Genomic DNA, 14,450 nt, shown 5'->3' with positions numbered 1-14,450 from the left:
CCCGCGAAGAGGCCCGAACAGACAACATCAAATGCTCAGGCCAACAACTCAATTTCCCCCAAATGCCCGCCAAAAGGCCCGAAACTGCGCTCAACCAGCCGCCTTTGCCCCTGATCATCCACAATCAGCACTGTGCTCGCCCGGGTCCCGTAATTCTGGCTGGCGATAAAGACGCTCGACAGCAACTTCTCGGTCGCCAACCCCACGCCTGTCTCGGGTAGGTCGCCATCAGCCGCGGGCTCGTTATCCGCGAGTAGAGCCAGCAGCCTGTGCGGCTCCGGCGTGTCCAGCAGGTTTTCCAGCCCGGCACGTGCCTTCACCAGCTTCGGCCACGGTGTATCCAGCCCGGCGTTCGAAAGCCCGTAGACCCCAGCCTTCAGCAGGCGCGGCGTGGCCTCACGGGCATGCAGATAACCCAGTCGCTGCCCATCACCCACCAGCAGGTTGAACCCCGAGTACTGCCCGCTACGGCTGGCCACCTGGTCCAGGTAAGCCTCGACCCCTAGCTCGCCCTGCAGAAACGCTGCCACCAGCTCACCCCGCGAGCGAGGCCCCTGCGCCTGGCCCGGGTCGCGGATGTTGGTCAGCGCGGCAAAGCGCCCCTGTGGGCCTACGCCCAGCCAGGTACCGCCTGCCTCCAGGTCGCGCCCGGCATGCACCCCAGGTGCATCCTCCCAGGCCGCCAGGGGCTGAGTGGGGCGGGCATAGAATTCGTCGCGGTTGGCCGCCACGATCAGCGGCAGGGCGTGCCCCGGCCGCCAGGCAAATACGATCAGGCACATAGGTTGGGCCTCTGTGTTTTTTGGTCACTGTACCCACAGGAACGATGCGGATCCATCCTGACACAGAGTTCACTAGAGCCCCGAGCCCGGCTTCCGTTACCATGCCGGATTGATTTCTAGGGGACGCCGAATGGAATTCGTGCTCTATCTGTTGTTGGGCGCCTGTGCCGGTGTGCTGGCCGGGCTGTTCGGCGTGGGCGGCGGCATCATCATCGTGCCGGTGCTGGTGTTCAGCTTTACCCTGCAGGGTTTTGACGCTTCGGTGCTGACCCACCTGGCCGTCGGCACGTCACTGGCCACCATCGTCTTCACCTCGATCAACGCCGTGCGGGAGCACCACCGCAAGCGCGCGGTGCAATGGCCGATCTTCGTCTGGATGACCATCGGCATCCTCCTGGGGGCCGGTGTCGGTGCCAAGACCGCTTCGCTGATCCAGGGCCCACTGCTGCAGAAGATCATCGGTGTGTTCGCCTTGGTCATCGCCGCGCAGATGGCCCTTGACCTCAAACCCAAGGCCAGCCGTGGCGTCCCCGGTAAACCTGGGCTGATCGGTGCAGGTGGCGTGATTGGCTGGGCCTCGGCCATTTTCGGCATTGGCGGTGGTTCGCTGACGGTGCCGTTCCTCACCTGGCGTAGCCTGCCCATGCAGCAGGCAGTGGCCACGTCATCGGCCTGTGGCCTGCCGATTGCTGTGGCCAGTGCCCTGAGCTTCATGCTGCTGGGTTGGCACGAGGAGCACCTGCCGCCCCACAGCCTGGGTTACGTGTACCTTCCGGCGCTGGTCGGCATTGCCGTGACCAGCATGTTCTTCGCCCGCTTCGGCGCGCGCCTGGCGCACAAGCTGTCGCCACGTTTGTTGAAACGCCTGTTCGCAGCCCTGCTGTTCTGTGTCGGCCTCAGCTTTTTGATTTGAATCGAGAGGAAGTTCCATGCTGCCTTACCCGCAGATAGACCCCGTGGCCTTGGCCATCGGGCCGCTGAAAATCCATTGGTACGGCCTGATGTACCTGATCGGCATCGGCGGTGCCTGGTTGCTGGCCTCACGCCGGCTCAACCGCTTCGACCCCACCTGGAGCCGCGAGAAGCTGTCCGACCTGGTGTTCTGGCTGTCGATGGGGGTGATTGTCGGCGGGCGCCTGGGTTATGTGCTGTTCTACGACTTGCACGCCTACCTGGCCAACCCGACGCTGATCTTCGAGGTGTGGAAAGGCGGTATGTCGTTCCACGGCGGCTTCATCGGCGTGATGCTGGCGGCCTTGTGGTTCGGCAAGCGCAACAACAAGTCGTTCTTCGAGCTGATGGACTTCGTCGCCCCGCTGGTACCGATTGGCCTGGGTGCCGGGCGTATCGGCAACTTCATCAACGCCGAACTGTGGGGCAAACCCACCGACGTACCATGGGCGATGATCTTCCCGCCGTTCAGCGACCCGGCCCAGTTGCCGCGCCACCCGTCGCAGCTCTACCAGTTCGCCCTTGAGGGCGTGGCGTTGTTCGTCATCCTGTGGCTGTTCTCGCGCAAGCCACGGCCGACCATGGCGGTGTCAGGCATGTTCGCGCTGTTCTACGGTATCTTCCGCTTCATCGTCGAATTCGTGCGGGTGCCGGATGCCCAATTGGGTTACATCGCCTGGGGCTGGCTGACCATGGGTCAGATTCTCTGTGTGCCGATGATCCTGGCTGGCCTCGGTCTGATCTGGTGGGCTTATAATCGCAAGCCCACGGCGAAACCCGCCTGATTAATCCCACGGCAGGGGCGATCCCCCTGCCGTTTTTGCTACAGGTAAGCCATGAAACAGTATCTGGACCTGGTCCGCGACGTCATTGATAACGGCACGTTGCAGGGAAACCGCACCGGCATCCGCACCATCAGCCTGCCGGGCGCGATGCTGCGTTTCGACCTGCAGAAGGGCTTTCCGGCCATTACCACGCGCAAGCTGGCGTTCAAGTCGGCGATCGGTGAAATGGTCGGTTTCCTGCGTGGCGTGAAGAACGCCGGTGAGTTCCGCGAGCTGGGCTGCAAGGTCTGGGACCAGAACGCCAACGAAAACGCCCAGTGGCTGGCCAACCCGTTCCGTCAGGGCCATGACGACCTGGGCGAGATCTATGGCGTGCAATGGCGCCAGTGGCCGGGCTACAAGCGCATCCCGCTGAGCAACCCGGCGGCCATCGAAATGGCCGAGCAAGCCGGTTTCCGCCGCATTGCCCAGGACGAAGAGGACGGCGTCGCGTTCGTCATCCTGTACAAGGCGATCGACCAGGTGCGCCAGTGCCTGGACACCATCGCCAACGACCCGGGTAGCCGCCGCATCCTGTTCCACGGCTGGAACTGCGCGCAACTGGACGAAATGGCACTGCCACCGTGTCACTTGCTGTACCAGTTCCACCCGAATGTCGAGACCAGGGAAATTTCCCTGACCCTCTACATCCGCTCGAACGACCTGGGGCTGGGCACGCCGTTCAACCTCACCGAAGGCGCGGCGCTGCTGTCGCTGTTTGGCCGCCTGACCGGCTATACACCGCGCTGGTTCACCTACTTCATCGGCGATGCCCATGTGTATGAGAACCACCTGGACATGCTGAACGAGCAGCTCAAGCGCGAGCCGTTGGAAGCGCCGAAGCTGGTGATCAGCGACCGTGTTCCGGCATTTGCCGAAACTGGCAAGTATGAGCCGGAGTGGCTGGAGAAGATTGAGCCGAGTGATTTCTGGCTGGAAGGCTATGAGCACCATGCGCCGATGACAGCGCCGATGGCGGTCTGATAGATCTCTATTGTTAGAACTGACCTCTTCGCGGGTGAACCCGCTCCCACAGGGTACTGCACAGGCGCTAAGTCGTGCGCGGTCCCTGGGGGAGCGGGTTCACCCGCGAAGCTTTTGGCTCAATGCCCGTGACTCCGCCCCACATGCGAATGTTCGGTATCCGGTACCGATACCGCCCCGTTTGTCTCCAGTTGCTGCAAGATCGCGCATTCACTCCCCTGCGCGTTGCAGCGCCGCCGCAGCTCCACCAGCTGCTCTTGCAATGCCACCAAGCCATCGATCCGCGCCTGAACATGCTCGATATGCTCGTCGATCAGCGCATTGACGCTGCCGCACGCGTCGTCGGGGCTGTCGCGCAGGCGTAGCAGGCTGCGAATTTCGTCCAGGGTCATGTCCAGCGTGCGGCAGTTGCGGATGAAGGTCAGCCGCTCCACATGGGCCTGGGTGTACAACCGGTAGTTGCCCTCGCTGCGCGCCGGCTCTGGCAGCAGGTTTTCACGCTCGTAGTAGCGGATGGTTTCCACCGCGCAGTCGGTGGCTTTGGCCAGTTCTCCGATCTTCATCACTAAATCTCCAGCAAGTGGCTTGACCCTATAGTGGCTACAGGGTGTTCACTTGGCAACAGGCTCAATTTAAGGATGACCCCATGAACCAGCCTGTCAGCCACGAACACAAGCATCCGCACGATCACGCTCATGGTGATGACGACCATGGCCATGCTGCCCACGGCCACAGCTGCTGCGGCGCCAAAACCGCGCCGCCGCTGGTGCAACTGAGCGAAACGGCCAGTGCCCAGGCACAACTCAGTCGTTTCCGCATCGATGCCATGGACTGCCCCACCGAGCAGACCCTGATTCAGGACAAACTGAGCAAGCTGGCCGGTATCGAACAGCTGGAATTCAACCTGATCAACCGCGTGCTTGGCGTGCGCCATACCTTGGACGGCACCGCCGATATCGAGCGGGCTATCGACAGCCTGGGCATGAAGGCCGAGCCGATTGCCGCCCAGGACGACGGCAGCGCCAGCGTGCCACAACCGGCCAAGGCCCGCTGGTGGCCACTGGCATTGTCGGGCGTCGCCGCGATCGCCGCCGAAATCGTGCACTTTGCTGCACTGGCCCCTGAGTGGGTGGTAGCGGGACTGGCGCTTGCCGCGATCCTCGGTTGCGGCCTGGGTACCTACAAGAAGGGCTGGATTGCCCTGAAAAACCGTAACCTCAACATCAATGCGCTGATGAGTATCGCCGTGACGGGGGCCGTATTGATCGGCCAGTGGCCGGAAGCGGCTATGGTGATGGTGCTGTTCACCGTTGCCGAACTGATCGAAGCGCGCTCGCTGGACCGTGCGCGCAATGCCATCGGCGGGTTGATGCAGCTGACCCCGGACATGGCTACGGTGCAGCAGGCCGATGGCCAGTGGCGCGAGCTGGAAGTGCGTGAGGTGGCCATCGGCGCACTGGTGCGGGTGCGCCCCGGTGAGCGCATCGGCCTGGACGGTGAAGTGACCAGCGGGCAATCCAGCGTCGATCAGGCGCCGATTACCGGCGAAAGCCTGCCTGTGGAGAAGGGGGTGGGCGACAAGCTGTTCGCTGGCACCATCAACCAGGCGGGGGCGCTGGAGTTTCGCGTCACCGCCGCTGCCGGGCAGTCGACCCTGGCGCGGATCATCAAGGCTGTGGAGGAAGCGCAGGGCGCGCGGGCGCCTACCCAACGCTTCGTCGACCGTTTCTCGCGTATCTACACCCCGGTGGTATTCGCCATTGCCCTGGCCGTGGCGCTGTTACCCCCGCTGTTCATGGCTGGCGCCTGGTTCGACTGGGTTTACCGCGCCTTGGTGCTGCTGGTGGTGGCCTGCCCCTGCGCGCTGGTGATCTCGACCCCGGTGACCATCGTCAGTGGCCTGGCCGCCGCTGCGCGCAAAGGCATCCTGATCAAGGGTGGCGTGTACCTGGAGGGTGGCCGCCACCTGGATTTCCTGGCCCTGGACAAGACCGGCACCATCACCCATGGCAAGCCGGTGCAGACCGACGCCAAGGTGCTGGCGCCGCTGTTCGAAGACCGTGCGCAAGCCTTGGCGGCCAGCCTGGGCGAGCGTTCGGACCACCCGGTGTCCCGCGCCATTGCCGAGTTCGGCAAGCAGCAAGGCCTGGCCTTGAGCGAGGTCAGTGACTTCGTTGCACTGGCCGGGCGTGGCGTGCGTGGTGTCATTGCCGGTGAGGTCTACCACTTGGGCAACCACCGCCTGGTCGAGGAGCTGGGGCTGTGTTCGCCAGCGCTGGAGGCCCAACTGGATGCGCTGGAGCGCCAGGGCAAGACCGTGGTCCTGCTGCTTGACCGCTCCGGGCCACTGGCACTGTTCGCCGTGGCCGACACGGTCAAGGACAGCAGCCGTCAGGCGATCGCCGAATTGCATCAACTGGGTATCAAGACTGTCATGCTGACCGGTGACAATCCGCATACTGCGCAGGCCATTGCCGCCGTGGTGGGGATCGACCGCGCCGAGGGCAACCTGTTGCCGGCCGACAAGCTGAAAACCATTGAGGCGTTGTACGCACAAGGCCATCGGGTGGGCATGGTCGGTGACGGCATCAACGACGCCCCGGCGCTGGCCCGCGCCGAAATCGGTTTTGCCATGGCTGCTGCCGGCACCGACACCGCCATCGAGACGGCCGATGTGGCGCTGATGGACGATGACTTGCGCAAAATCCCGGCCTTCGTCAGGCTGTCGCGCCAAAGTGCGGCGATCCTCATGCAGAACATCGTGCTGGCGTTGGGCATCAAGGCGATATTTCTGGCGATCACCTTTGCCGGCATGGCCACGATGTGGATGGCGGTGTTCGCTGATATGGGCGTGAGCTTGCTGGTGGTGTTCAACGGCTTGCGCCTTTTGCGCAAATAGAGGACGTGCATGCTGAGTTCCGAGCTGAAGGCCTTCTACATGGTGGCCCGTCTGGGCAGCATTACCCAGGCGGCGAAGAAGCTAGGCCTCAGCCAGCCCACGGTGACCACGCAGATCCGCAGCCTGGAAGGCCAGTACGCCGTGGAGTTGTTCTACCGCGGCGGGCGGCGCCTGGTGTTGAGCGAGGAGGGCTTACGCCTGCTGCCGATGGTCAAGGCGCTGCTGCAGCAGGAAGCCGACATCGAGTTCGAGCTGCGCAACAGTGGTCAGGCCCAGGGCAGCCTGCGCATTGCGGCCACTGCGCCTTACTACATCCTCGACCTGGTCAAGATCTATCGCGAACGCTTGCCGCAGGTTGAAGTGGCGGTGGAGATCGGCAACTCGCAGCAGGTGCTGGAAATGCTCGAGGATTACCGGGTGGATATTGCCGCGTCGTCGCAATGGGTGGAGGACGCGCGGTTGGTGCGGCGGATACTGGGCACTGACCCCTTGGTGGTGGCGGTGCACCGCAACCACCCTCTGGCCCAACGCCAGACGGTGTCGATCGAGGTGGTGTCGGGGCATTGCCTGCTGATGCGCGAGAAGGGCTCGACCACACGCAAGCTGACCGAGCAGATGATGCAGGAGGCCGGGGTCAAGGCCGGCGCCCTGATGGAGATCGGCAGTCGCGAGTCGATCCGCGAAGCGGTGCTGCGCAATATCGGCATCAGCGTGATTGCCCGTCATGAGGTGCCGCACAACCCCGAACTCCGGGTGCTGGCGCTGGAGAATGCGCCGGTGATGCACGAGTACCTGTATTGCCTGAAGGAACGGCGCCAGGCCCGGTTGCCGGCGGCATTCCTGGGGGTGGCGCAGGAAGTGGCCGGTTCGCAGTTCTAGATTTTTGCTGGCTTCTTCGCGGGTAAACCCGCTCCTACATTTCAGCGTACCCGCGTGCCTGCATTTTCCGCGAACATGCATGCCGTTGTAGGAGCGGGTTTACCCGCGAAGAGGCCGGCACAGGCCACTACTAAATCTGCCTATACCACTATCACCGGCTTTTGCCTTAAAGCCACAGAACCTTCGCACAGCCTGCCTAGCATGGCCCCATCTCTTCGATGAGGCCATGCCATGAACCACACCACCCCCGGCGCACAGATAAAAGTGTGCAACATCCACAAGCGCTTCGGTGCCTTTACGGCGCTCAACGATGTCTCGCTGGACATCGCCGCGGGCGAACTGGTGTGCCTGCTCGGCCCGTCCGGTTGTGGCAAGACCACGCTGCTGCGCTGCATTGCCGGCCTGGAGCGCCAGGACCGCGGTACGCTGTACATCGGCGAACGCGATATCTCCAAGCTGTCACCCCAGGCGCGGGACTACGGCATCCTGTTCCAGTCCTATGCGCTGTTTCCCAACCTTACCGTCGAAGCCAATATCGCCTATGGCCTGACGGGCAGTGGTCGCGAGCAGGCCCGTCAGCGGGTGGCCGAAATGCTCGAACTGGTTGGTCTGTCTGGCAGCGAGAAGAAGTACCCAGGCCAGCTCTCCGGTGGCCAGCAGCAACGTGTGGCCCTGGCCCGCGCGCTGGCACCGTCGCCATCGCTGCTGCTGCTCGATGAGCCGATGTCGGCGCTGGACGCCCGGGTGCGCGAGCACTTGTGCACCGAACTGCGTCAGCTGCAGCGCCAACTGGGCATCACCACGTTGATGGTTACCCACAACCAAGACGAGGCCATGTTGATGGCCGACCGCATCGCGGTGATGAACAACGGCCAGGTCGAGCAGTACGCCACCCCGCAGGAAATCTATGACCACCCGGCCACGCCGTTCGTGGCCGAGTTCGTCGGCCAGGGCAACTGGCTGCCGTTCCAGCGCAGCAGCGACAGCCATGCCCAGGTCGGCGACATGAACATGCGCCTGGCGCCGGGTTCAGCCCAGGCCAGCAGTGGCCGGCTGTTCTGCCGCCCGGAAGCGATCACGGTCAACCCGGTGGTGCACGAAGAGAACCTGTTCCCGGCCATGGTCCGCGAAATCACCTTCCTCGGTAACCGCTGCCGCATGAGCTTTGAACTCAAGGCCCTGCCAGGCCATGCCCTGCTGGCCGAGCTGGCCCCTGAGGCCATGCCGCGCCTGGGCTCGCAGGACATCTGGGTGGCGTTGCCGCCGCAGAGCCTGCAGGTGTTTGCCTGAGATGGCCGCGCCAATGTCCCTGCCGTTGAGCCAGGCCAAAGCCGCGCCGCGTGCTGGCATCGCCCTGGGTGACCGGCTGTTCGTCGTCGGCGGCAAGAGCCTGCTGCTGATCCTGTTGGTGCTGGCCGTGCTGATGCCGTTGCTGGCGATCTTCTGGCGTGGTTTCAGCGGTGAAGCGGGCCAGGGCGGTGGCTTGCTGGCGGCCCGTGAACTGTTCACCAGCGCCAGCTTCCATTGGTTGCTTGGCAACAGCCTGTCGGTGGCCTTCACTGTCGCGGCCATTGTGGTACCGCTGGCCTATTTGTTCGCCTTTGCCCTGCAACGCACGTTGATTCCGGCCAAGGGCCTGTGGCGGGGGATTTCGCTGCTGCCATTGCTGGCACCGTCGATGCTGCCGGCCATCGCCCTGGTCTATCTGTTTGGCAACCAGGGCCTGCTGCGCGGGTTGCTCAGCGACAATATCTACGGCTTCTGGGGCATCGTGCTGGGCGAGGCCATCTATACCTTCCCGCATGCGCTGATGATTCTGCTGTCGGCACTGTCACTGGCCGATGCTCGCCTGTTCGATGCGGCCTCCAGCATGGGGGCAGGCTCGTGGCGTGCGTTCACCAGCATCACCTGGCCGGCCTCGCGCCAGGCGGTATTCGCGGCGTTTTGCCTGGTATTCACGCTGACTATCACAGACTTCGGTGTACCGGTCGTGGTGGGGGGCGACTATCAAGTGCTGGCGCTGGAAGCCTACAAGGCGGTGGTGGGCCAGCAACAGTTCGGCCGTGGCGCGCTGATCGGCATGGTGCTGCTGTTGCCGGCCCTGTTCAGCTTTACCGTCGACGCCTGGCTGCGTAGACGCCAGGGCGAGGCCATGGGTGGCCGTGCCCAGGTGTTCGAACCCAAGCCATCACGCGGCCGCGATGCCTGCTTCCTGACCATTGTGCTGCTGGTGTGCGCGGCGTTGCTGGTGGTGATCGGTATGGCGGTGTACTCCTCGCTGGTCACTTTCTGGCCCTACAACCTGTCGTTGTCGCTGCGCCACTACCTGTTCGAAGACACTGCCGGTGGCGGCTGGCTGGCCTACCGCAATAGCGTGACCATGGCCATTGGCACCGCACTGATCGGCAGCATCGTGATCTTTACCGGCGCCTACCTGATGGAGAAGACCCAGGGCCAACGCCTGCTCAACCATGCGCTGCGCCTGCTCAGCTTCATCCCCATGGCCGTGCCGGGCCTGGTACTGGGCCTGGGCTACGTATTCTTCTTCAACCTGAACGGTAACCCGCTGCATGTGCTGTACGGCGGCATGGGGTTGCTGGTGGTGTGCACCATTGCCCATTACCTGACCACCGCGCAGATGACCGCGACCACCGCCCTGCGCCAGCTCGACGGCGAGTTCGAGGCTGCCGCGATGTCGCTGAAAGCGCCGCTGTACAGGCACTTCCTGCGCGTGACCGTGCCGATCTGCCTGCCGGCACTGCTGGATATCATCCGCTACCTGTTCGTATCGGCAATGACCACCGTGTCGGCAGCGATTTTCCTGTACAGCCCCGACACCCTCCTGGCTGCCGTTGCCGTGCTGAACATGGACGACGCCGGCAACGTTGGCGGGGCCGCTGCCATGTCCACCTTGAACCTGCTGACCAGTGCCGGCGCTTCACTGTTGCTGGCTGCAGCCTCGCGCGGCCTGCTGCGCCGCTCCCAAGCCTGGCGCCAACGCGCCGCGACCGTCTGACCTGAAAGGAACCTACCCATGCACAAGCACCTTGCCCTTGCCGCTGCCGTTTCCGCTGTGTTCAGCCTGCAGGCTTCGGCCGCTGCTACCCAGCTGACGGTCTACACCGCTCTGGAAGCCGAGCAGCTGAAAACCTACAAACAGGCCTTCGAGAAAGCCAACCCGGATATCGAGATCAAGTGGGTGCGTGATTCCACCGGCATCATCACTGCCAAGCTGCTGGCGGAGAAAGAGCGCCCGCAAGCCGACGCTGTGTGGGGGCTGGCGGCATCGAGCCTGGCCATCCTCGATCAGAACGGCATGCTCGAAGCTTATGCGCCCAAGGACCTGGGCAAGATTTCCGGCAATTATCGTGACGCCGCCAACCCGCCAGCCTGGGTCGGCATGGACGTGTGGGCCGCCACCATTTGCTTCAACACCATCGAGGCCGAGAAACAGGGCCTGAGCAAACCGGTGAGCTGGCAGGACCTGACCAAGCCTGAGTACAAAGGCAAGATTGTCATGCCCAACCCGGCCTCGTCCGGCACCGGCTTCCTGGATGTCAGTGCCTGGTTGCAAACCTTTGGCGAGCCGCAGGGCTGGGCCTACATGGATGCGCTGCACCAGAACATCGGGCAGTACGTCCATTCCGGCTCCAAACCGTGCAAGCTGGCGGCGGCGGGCGAGTTCCCGATCGGTATTTCGTTCGAATACCCGGCCGTTCAGCTCAAGCGCCAAGGCGCGCCGTTGGACATCGTGCTGCCAAAGGAGGGTTTGGGCTGGGAGATCGAGGCAACCGCAGTGATCAAAGGCTCGCCCAAGGCCGATGCGGCCAAGCGCCTGGCCGATTTCTCGGCCAGCCCGGCGGCCATGGAGCTGTACAAGGAAAACTTCGCCGTACTGGCCGCGCCGGGCATCGCCAAGCCGCAAACCGAGCTGCCGGCGGATTATGAGCAGCGGTTGATCAAGAACGACTTTGTCTGGGCTTCTAAAAACCGTGACCAGATTCTGGCCGAATGGCGCAAGCGCTATGACGGCAAGTCGGAGAAGGTGGCCCAGCAGTAACGCTTCACTATTGCAGGGTCGGCCTCTTCGCGGGTAAACCCGCTCCTACACAGATTGGTGGGCACACATCGGGGGTTGGACACAGGCCGCCGTGTAGGTGCGGGTTCACCCGCGAAGAGGCCGGCCCTGCTGGCCAATCTCCACCCGCCGTTCACCGTTGCCGCCGCCACCGTATTCGCGGGTAAACCCGCTCCTACGCAGATTGGTGGTGGGCACACTACACAGGCCGCCGTAGGAGCGGGTTTACCCGCGAAAGGGCCGACCCTGCTGGCTCAAATCTGTGAAACCAGCGCCTCCAGCTGTTCCTGCCGCTCAGCCTGATTCAGCTTCGCCCCGGGATTCAGGGTGGACCATTGCGGGTGCGCCCGCGCCTTGACCAGCGCCTCCGGCAACTTGCCCTCACGCCAGGCCTTTTCATCCAGCTCACCCAGCCTGATGCTGTCCTGCGCCGCATGCCCGCGGTTATCCAGCGCCACCATCAACTGCTGCTGACGCAAGGCCAGCAAACGCAATACAGTGTCGTCCACGGTCAGCTCGCGCTTGCCCTTGAGCTTGCCCATCAACCGTGCCCCATAGTTGCGCGCCGTCTGCAGCGCGCCACCGGCAATCGCCCCGGCCAGCGCCGCCGCGCCGAGGGTAAGGCCACCAACCAGCAAATCGACCCCGGCCCCCGCTGCTGCCCCCGCCGCCACGCCGCTGCCCAGGCGCACGCCCAGCAGTTTCAACGTCTCCGGATTGAACAAGTCATCGCCCCAGCGGCCGTCCAGCAACGGCAGGTCGCTGGCATGGGCGTCCTCGCGGCGGAAGGCATACAGCTTGAGCAAGGCTTCGACGCAGCGTTGTTCTCGTTGGCGTATGTCCTGGCGCAGCGCTTCGATGGCCCGAGCTTCTGCCGCTGGTTCGGCCTCGACACTGCGCCGGCATGCAGCGCAATCGAGCAGCAGTTCGGCGATCAGGCGCTTGCCGCTGTGCCGGCGTGCCAAACGTTGTGCCTGCTGGTCGTCGATCAGCCGTTGCAGCGCCGGGCGGGCGTTTTCCAGCAGCAGCGCCAGGCTTTCATACAAACGGCGCTCGCCATCCTCTGGCGGGGCCACGCTGTCGAACCGGACCAATGCGTGAAGCCCAAGCCGGGCAAGGGCTTCACGCCATTCCGGTTCGCGGTGCTGGCTGCTGGCGACGAAGTTGAGCACCGGCAGCAACGGCTTGCCGCAGTTGGCCAGTACTTCCAGTTCGTCGCGGTACTTGGCCAGCACCGGCTCGCGCGCATCAATCACATACAGCCCGGCATTACTGGCCAGCAATTGGCGCAATACCTTGGCCTCCTGCTCGAAACGTTGGCGCGCTTCGCTGCCCTGCAGAAAACGCTCCAGCCGGGCCGGGCCGTCCAGGCGCTCGCCCGGGCGTTCCAGCCGTTCAAGGTAGTCGAGCAGGGCGATGGCATCTTCCAGGCCCGGCGTGTCGTACAGCTCCAGCAAGGGTTCACCGTCCACAGACAGCCGCGCACCTTCCACATGGCGGGTAGTGCTGGGGCGGTGGGACACTTCGCCAAAACCGACGTCGCGGGTCAGGGTGCGCAGTAGCGAGGTTTTGCCGACATTGGTATGGCCGACCACGGCCAGTTTCAGTGGCTCAGTCATGGCCATGCTCCAGCCAGGTCAGCGGTGAGGTGTCGGCATGTTGCAGGCCAAGGCGGTCAAGGGCTTCGTGCCAATCGCCCAGGCGCTCGGCATCGAGGGGCTGGCCCGGTGCAGCCTGCAGCAGCCAGATACGGGTTGCGCCGGCATTGCGCGCCAGTTCGGCGAGCAGCGCCAAGCTGCCGCGGTCGGGCGAGCGGCGTGGGTCGCAGGCGATGGCCAGGCGTGCCGGTGGGAAGCGGCTGAGCTGCTCCAACAGCCGGTTGCGTGATTCGCGGCTGTCGAGCACGCCGGCATCGGTCACGCTTTTGGGCAGGGCCGGTGGCCAAGGGCGCTGGTCGTCCAGCTCCAGGCCCACCAGCAGGGCACCGCTGCTGCCGCTTTCCAGCTGCCCGGCGGCAAACTGTGGCAAGGCTTGCGGGGCAGCATCCTGCACGCCGATGCGCTCGCTGCGCGGCATCAGTGCCTCGCGCAGTTGCGCGTAGCCGGGCAGGCCCAGGTCCAGCGTCAGGCGTTCACGGCCCTGGCGCCAGCGCCACAGGCATAGCCCGGCCAGCAGAAGGCGGGGCAGCAGGCCGTATACCAGCACCACGCCGAGCAGCCAGCTGGCCCAGGCCTGGCGTGCCATGTCCAGGGCCGGCAGGCTGTCGCCGCTGGCGCGGATCATGGCTTCGTCGGGCACGGCGAAGCCTAGCAACGAGGGCAGGGCGCCCAGTGCTTGGGTCAGGTGGATGAACGGCTCGGCGGCGAGCAAGGTGGTTTCCCAGACAAAGCCATAGCGCCGGGTCGCCAGCAAGACCAGTAGCATGCCCAGCGCGGTGAGCATCGCCAGCAGCCACAGGCCGTGTACCAACAGGCCGAGCAGCCACCGGTTGAGGCGTTGACGTTGCAGCAGCACCAGCAGCGCTGGCGCCAGGTGCGCTGCCTTGGCATCGCGGGCAAAGCGTTCGCTTAGCCACAGCCACAAGCGGCCCAGCCCTGCGCCATGCTCGCCGCTCAGGGCAAAACCCATGCCCCAGCCAAGTAGCATCAGCAGATTCAGCCCGAGCAGGCTGCCCAGCGCCCAGAACACATTCACCGGGCGCTGCCCGTCACCGAGGGCGGCCAGCCCCAGGCCCGCGCCGCTGAGCACGGCCATCAGCAACAAGGCCAGCAGCGCCAGGCGCGCGCCCTGCTTCCAATGGCGCAGGGCGCCGGTCATGTCATCGCGCTCGGCCAGGAACAGCGCACGTGTTTCGATGCGCGTGGCCAGGTCGCCACCTAGCTGGCGGGCGTAGCGGTTGGCTTCCTGGTCTTCCAGCGGGCCGGCATGTTCTTCGCGCAGGCGTACCGCTTCGGTGAGCCAGCGCTTGTCCAGTGGCGTGGGTGCAGTCACAAGGTCTTCCATTGCACAGGTCAAGGCAGAAGCATAACCCACACGCCCGGTGCTATCCTCGC

The 14,450-nt window shown here is 64.3% G+C and carries 12 protein-coding genes; 8 read left to right on the top strand and 4 right to left on the bottom strand.

Features of this window, described 5'->3' with window-relative positions; genetic code table 11:
- Window positions 1-35 precede the first annotated feature (35 nt).
- Window positions 36-782 carry an NRDE family protein gene (locus tag ACZ889_RS02685; RefSeq protein ID WP_180689115.1) on the bottom strand — a complete coding sequence of 249 codons (747 nt, stop codon included), beginning with the start codon at window positions 780-782 and terminating at the stop codon, window positions 36-38.
- Window positions 783-912: 130 nt separating this feature from the next.
- Here ACZ889_RS02685 and ACZ889_RS02680 point away from each other — a divergent pair, with 130 nt between their 5' ends.
- Genes ACZ889_RS02680 through ACZ889_RS02670 form a run of 3 tightly spaced genes read left to right on the top strand, consistent with a single transcriptional unit; the run spans window position 913 to window position 3,541 of the window.
- Window positions 913-1,695 (top strand): sulfite exporter TauE/SafE family protein, encoded by a 783-nt coding sequence (locus ACZ889_RS02680; protein ID WP_180689116.1) that lies wholly within the window; start codon window positions 913-915, stop codon window positions 1,693-1,695.
- A gap of 16 nt (window positions 1,696-1,711) precedes the next feature.
- Complete coding sequence (lgt, locus tag ACZ889_RS02675; RefSeq protein ID WP_003249027.1) at window positions 1,712-2,518, top strand: prolipoprotein diacylglyceryl transferase; 807 nt, start codon at window positions 1,712-1,714, stop codon at window positions 2,516-2,518.
- A gap of 51 nt (window positions 2,519-2,569) precedes the next feature.
- Complete coding sequence (locus tag ACZ889_RS02670) at window positions 2,570-3,541, top strand: thymidylate synthase (RefSeq protein WP_010955677.1); 972 nt, start codon at window positions 2,570-2,572, stop codon at window positions 3,539-3,541.
- Between the two features lie 119 nt (window positions 3,542-3,660).
- Here the strand turns inward: ACZ889_RS02670 and cadR are convergent, their stop codons facing one another.
- Window positions 3,661-4,104, bottom strand: a complete 444-nt coding sequence (cadR, locus tag ACZ889_RS02665; RefSeq protein ID WP_010955676.1) for a cadmium resistance transcriptional regulator CadR — start codon at window positions 4,102-4,104, stop codon at window positions 3,661-3,663.
- 83 nt (window positions 4,105-4,187) lie between these two features.
- On the opposite strand from cadR, the gene ACZ889_RS02660 reads away from it, so the two are divergent.
- The 5 genes from ACZ889_RS02660 (at window position 4,188) to ACZ889_RS02640 (ending at window position 11,379) form a co-directional block, all read left to right on the top strand.
- Entirely contained in the window at window positions 4,188-6,440 is a 2,253-nt protein-coding gene (locus tag ACZ889_RS02660; protein WP_476257161.1) for a heavy metal translocating P-type ATPase, read from the top strand.
- Window positions 6,441-6,449: 9 nt separating this feature from the next.
- Window positions 6,450-7,319: a LysR family transcriptional regulator gene (locus ACZ889_RS02655; protein ID WP_003249038.1), complete on the top strand. Its 870-nt coding sequence runs from the start codon at window positions 6,450-6,452 to the stop codon at window positions 7,317-7,319.
- Window positions 7,320-7,550: 231 nt separating this feature from the next.
- A complete protein-coding gene (locus ACZ889_RS02650) occupies window positions 7,551-8,609 on the top strand; it encodes a putative 2-aminoethylphosphonate ABC transporter ATP-binding protein (RefSeq protein ID WP_476257160.1) in 1,059 nt (352 codons plus the stop codon).
- Window position 8,610: 1 nt separating this feature from the next.
- The gene (locus ACZ889_RS02645; RefSeq protein WP_476257159.1) at window positions 8,611-10,335 is read left to right on the top strand and encodes a putative 2-aminoethylphosphonate ABC transporter permease subunit; all 1,725 of its coding nucleotides are present in this window, start codon (window positions 8,611-8,613) and stop codon (window positions 10,333-10,335) included.
- An 18-nt stretch (window positions 10,336-10,353) separates the two neighbouring features.
- A complete protein-coding gene (locus ACZ889_RS02640) occupies window positions 10,354-11,379 on the top strand; it encodes a putative 2-aminoethylphosphonate ABC transporter substrate-binding protein (protein ID WP_012053979.1) in 1,026 nt (341 codons plus the stop codon).
- A 272-nt stretch (window positions 11,380-11,651) separates the two neighbouring features.
- On the opposite strand, the gene ACZ889_RS02635 is transcribed toward ACZ889_RS02640, so the two are convergent.
- Both ACZ889_RS02635 and ACZ889_RS02630 read right to left on the bottom strand, forming a co-directional pair.
- On the bottom strand, window positions 11,652-13,016 hold the full coding sequence (locus ACZ889_RS02635) for a GTPase/DUF3482 domain-containing protein (RefSeq protein WP_004577212.1): 1,365 nt from the start codon (window positions 13,014-13,016) through the stop codon (window positions 11,652-11,654).
- Window positions 13,009-14,400 carry a DUF2868 domain-containing protein gene (locus ACZ889_RS02630; RefSeq protein WP_180689118.1) on the bottom strand — a complete coding sequence of 464 codons (1,392 nt, stop codon included), beginning with the start codon at window positions 14,398-14,400 and terminating at the stop codon, window positions 13,009-13,011. Before ACZ889_RS02630 ends, ACZ889_RS02635 begins: the two co-directional genes overlap by 8 nt.
- Window positions 14,401-14,450: the final 50 nt, after the last annotated feature.

The sequence above is a fragment of the Pseudomonas sp. TE3895 genome (genome assembly GCF_056278855.1).
Note: the sequence above shows the minus strand (reverse complement) of the source record. Positions and strands in the feature narration are given on the sequence as shown.

Bases quoted from the DNA above. Each gene is read 5' to 3' on its own strand.
- ACZ889_RS02685 (WP_180689115.1), bottom strand. From the start codon at position 782: ATGTGCCTGATCGTATTTGCCTGGCGGCCGGGGCACGCCCTGCCGCTG.
- ACZ889_RS02680 (WP_180689116.1), top strand. From the start codon at position 913: ATGGAATTCGTGCTCTATCTGTTGTTGGGCGCCTGTGCCGGTGTGCTG.
- lgt (WP_003249027.1), top strand. From the start codon at position 1,712: ATGCTGCCTTACCCGCAGATAGACCCCGTGGCCTTGGCCATCGGGCCG.
- ACZ889_RS02670 (WP_010955677.1), top strand. From the start codon at position 2,570: ATGAAACAGTATCTGGACCTGGTCCGCGACGTCATTGATAACGGCACG.
- cadR (WP_010955676.1), bottom strand. From the start codon at position 4,104: ATGAAGATCGGAGAACTGGCCAAAGCCACCGACTGCGCGGTGGAAACC.
- ACZ889_RS02660 (WP_476257161.1), top strand. From the start codon at position 4,188: ATGAACCAGCCTGTCAGCCACGAACACAAGCATCCGCACGATCACGCT.
- ACZ889_RS02655 (WP_003249038.1), top strand. From the start codon at position 6,450: ATGCTGAGTTCCGAGCTGAAGGCCTTCTACATGGTGGCCCGTCTGGGC.
- ACZ889_RS02650 (WP_476257160.1), top strand. From the start codon at position 7,551: ATGAACCACACCACCCCCGGCGCACAGATAAAAGTGTGCAACATCCAC.
- ACZ889_RS02645 (WP_476257159.1), top strand. From the start codon at position 8,611: ATGGCCGCGCCAATGTCCCTGCCGTTGAGCCAGGCCAAAGCCGCGCCG.
- ACZ889_RS02640 (WP_012053979.1), top strand. From the start codon at position 10,354: ATGCACAAGCACCTTGCCCTTGCCGCTGCCGTTTCCGCTGTGTTCAGC.
- ACZ889_RS02635 (WP_004577212.1), bottom strand. From the start codon at position 13,016: ATGACTGAGCCACTGAAACTGGCCGTGGTCGGCCATACCAATGTCGGC.
- ACZ889_RS02630 (WP_180689118.1), bottom strand. From the start codon at position 14,400: ATGGAAGACCTTGTGACTGCACCCACGCCACTGGACAAGCGCTGGCTC.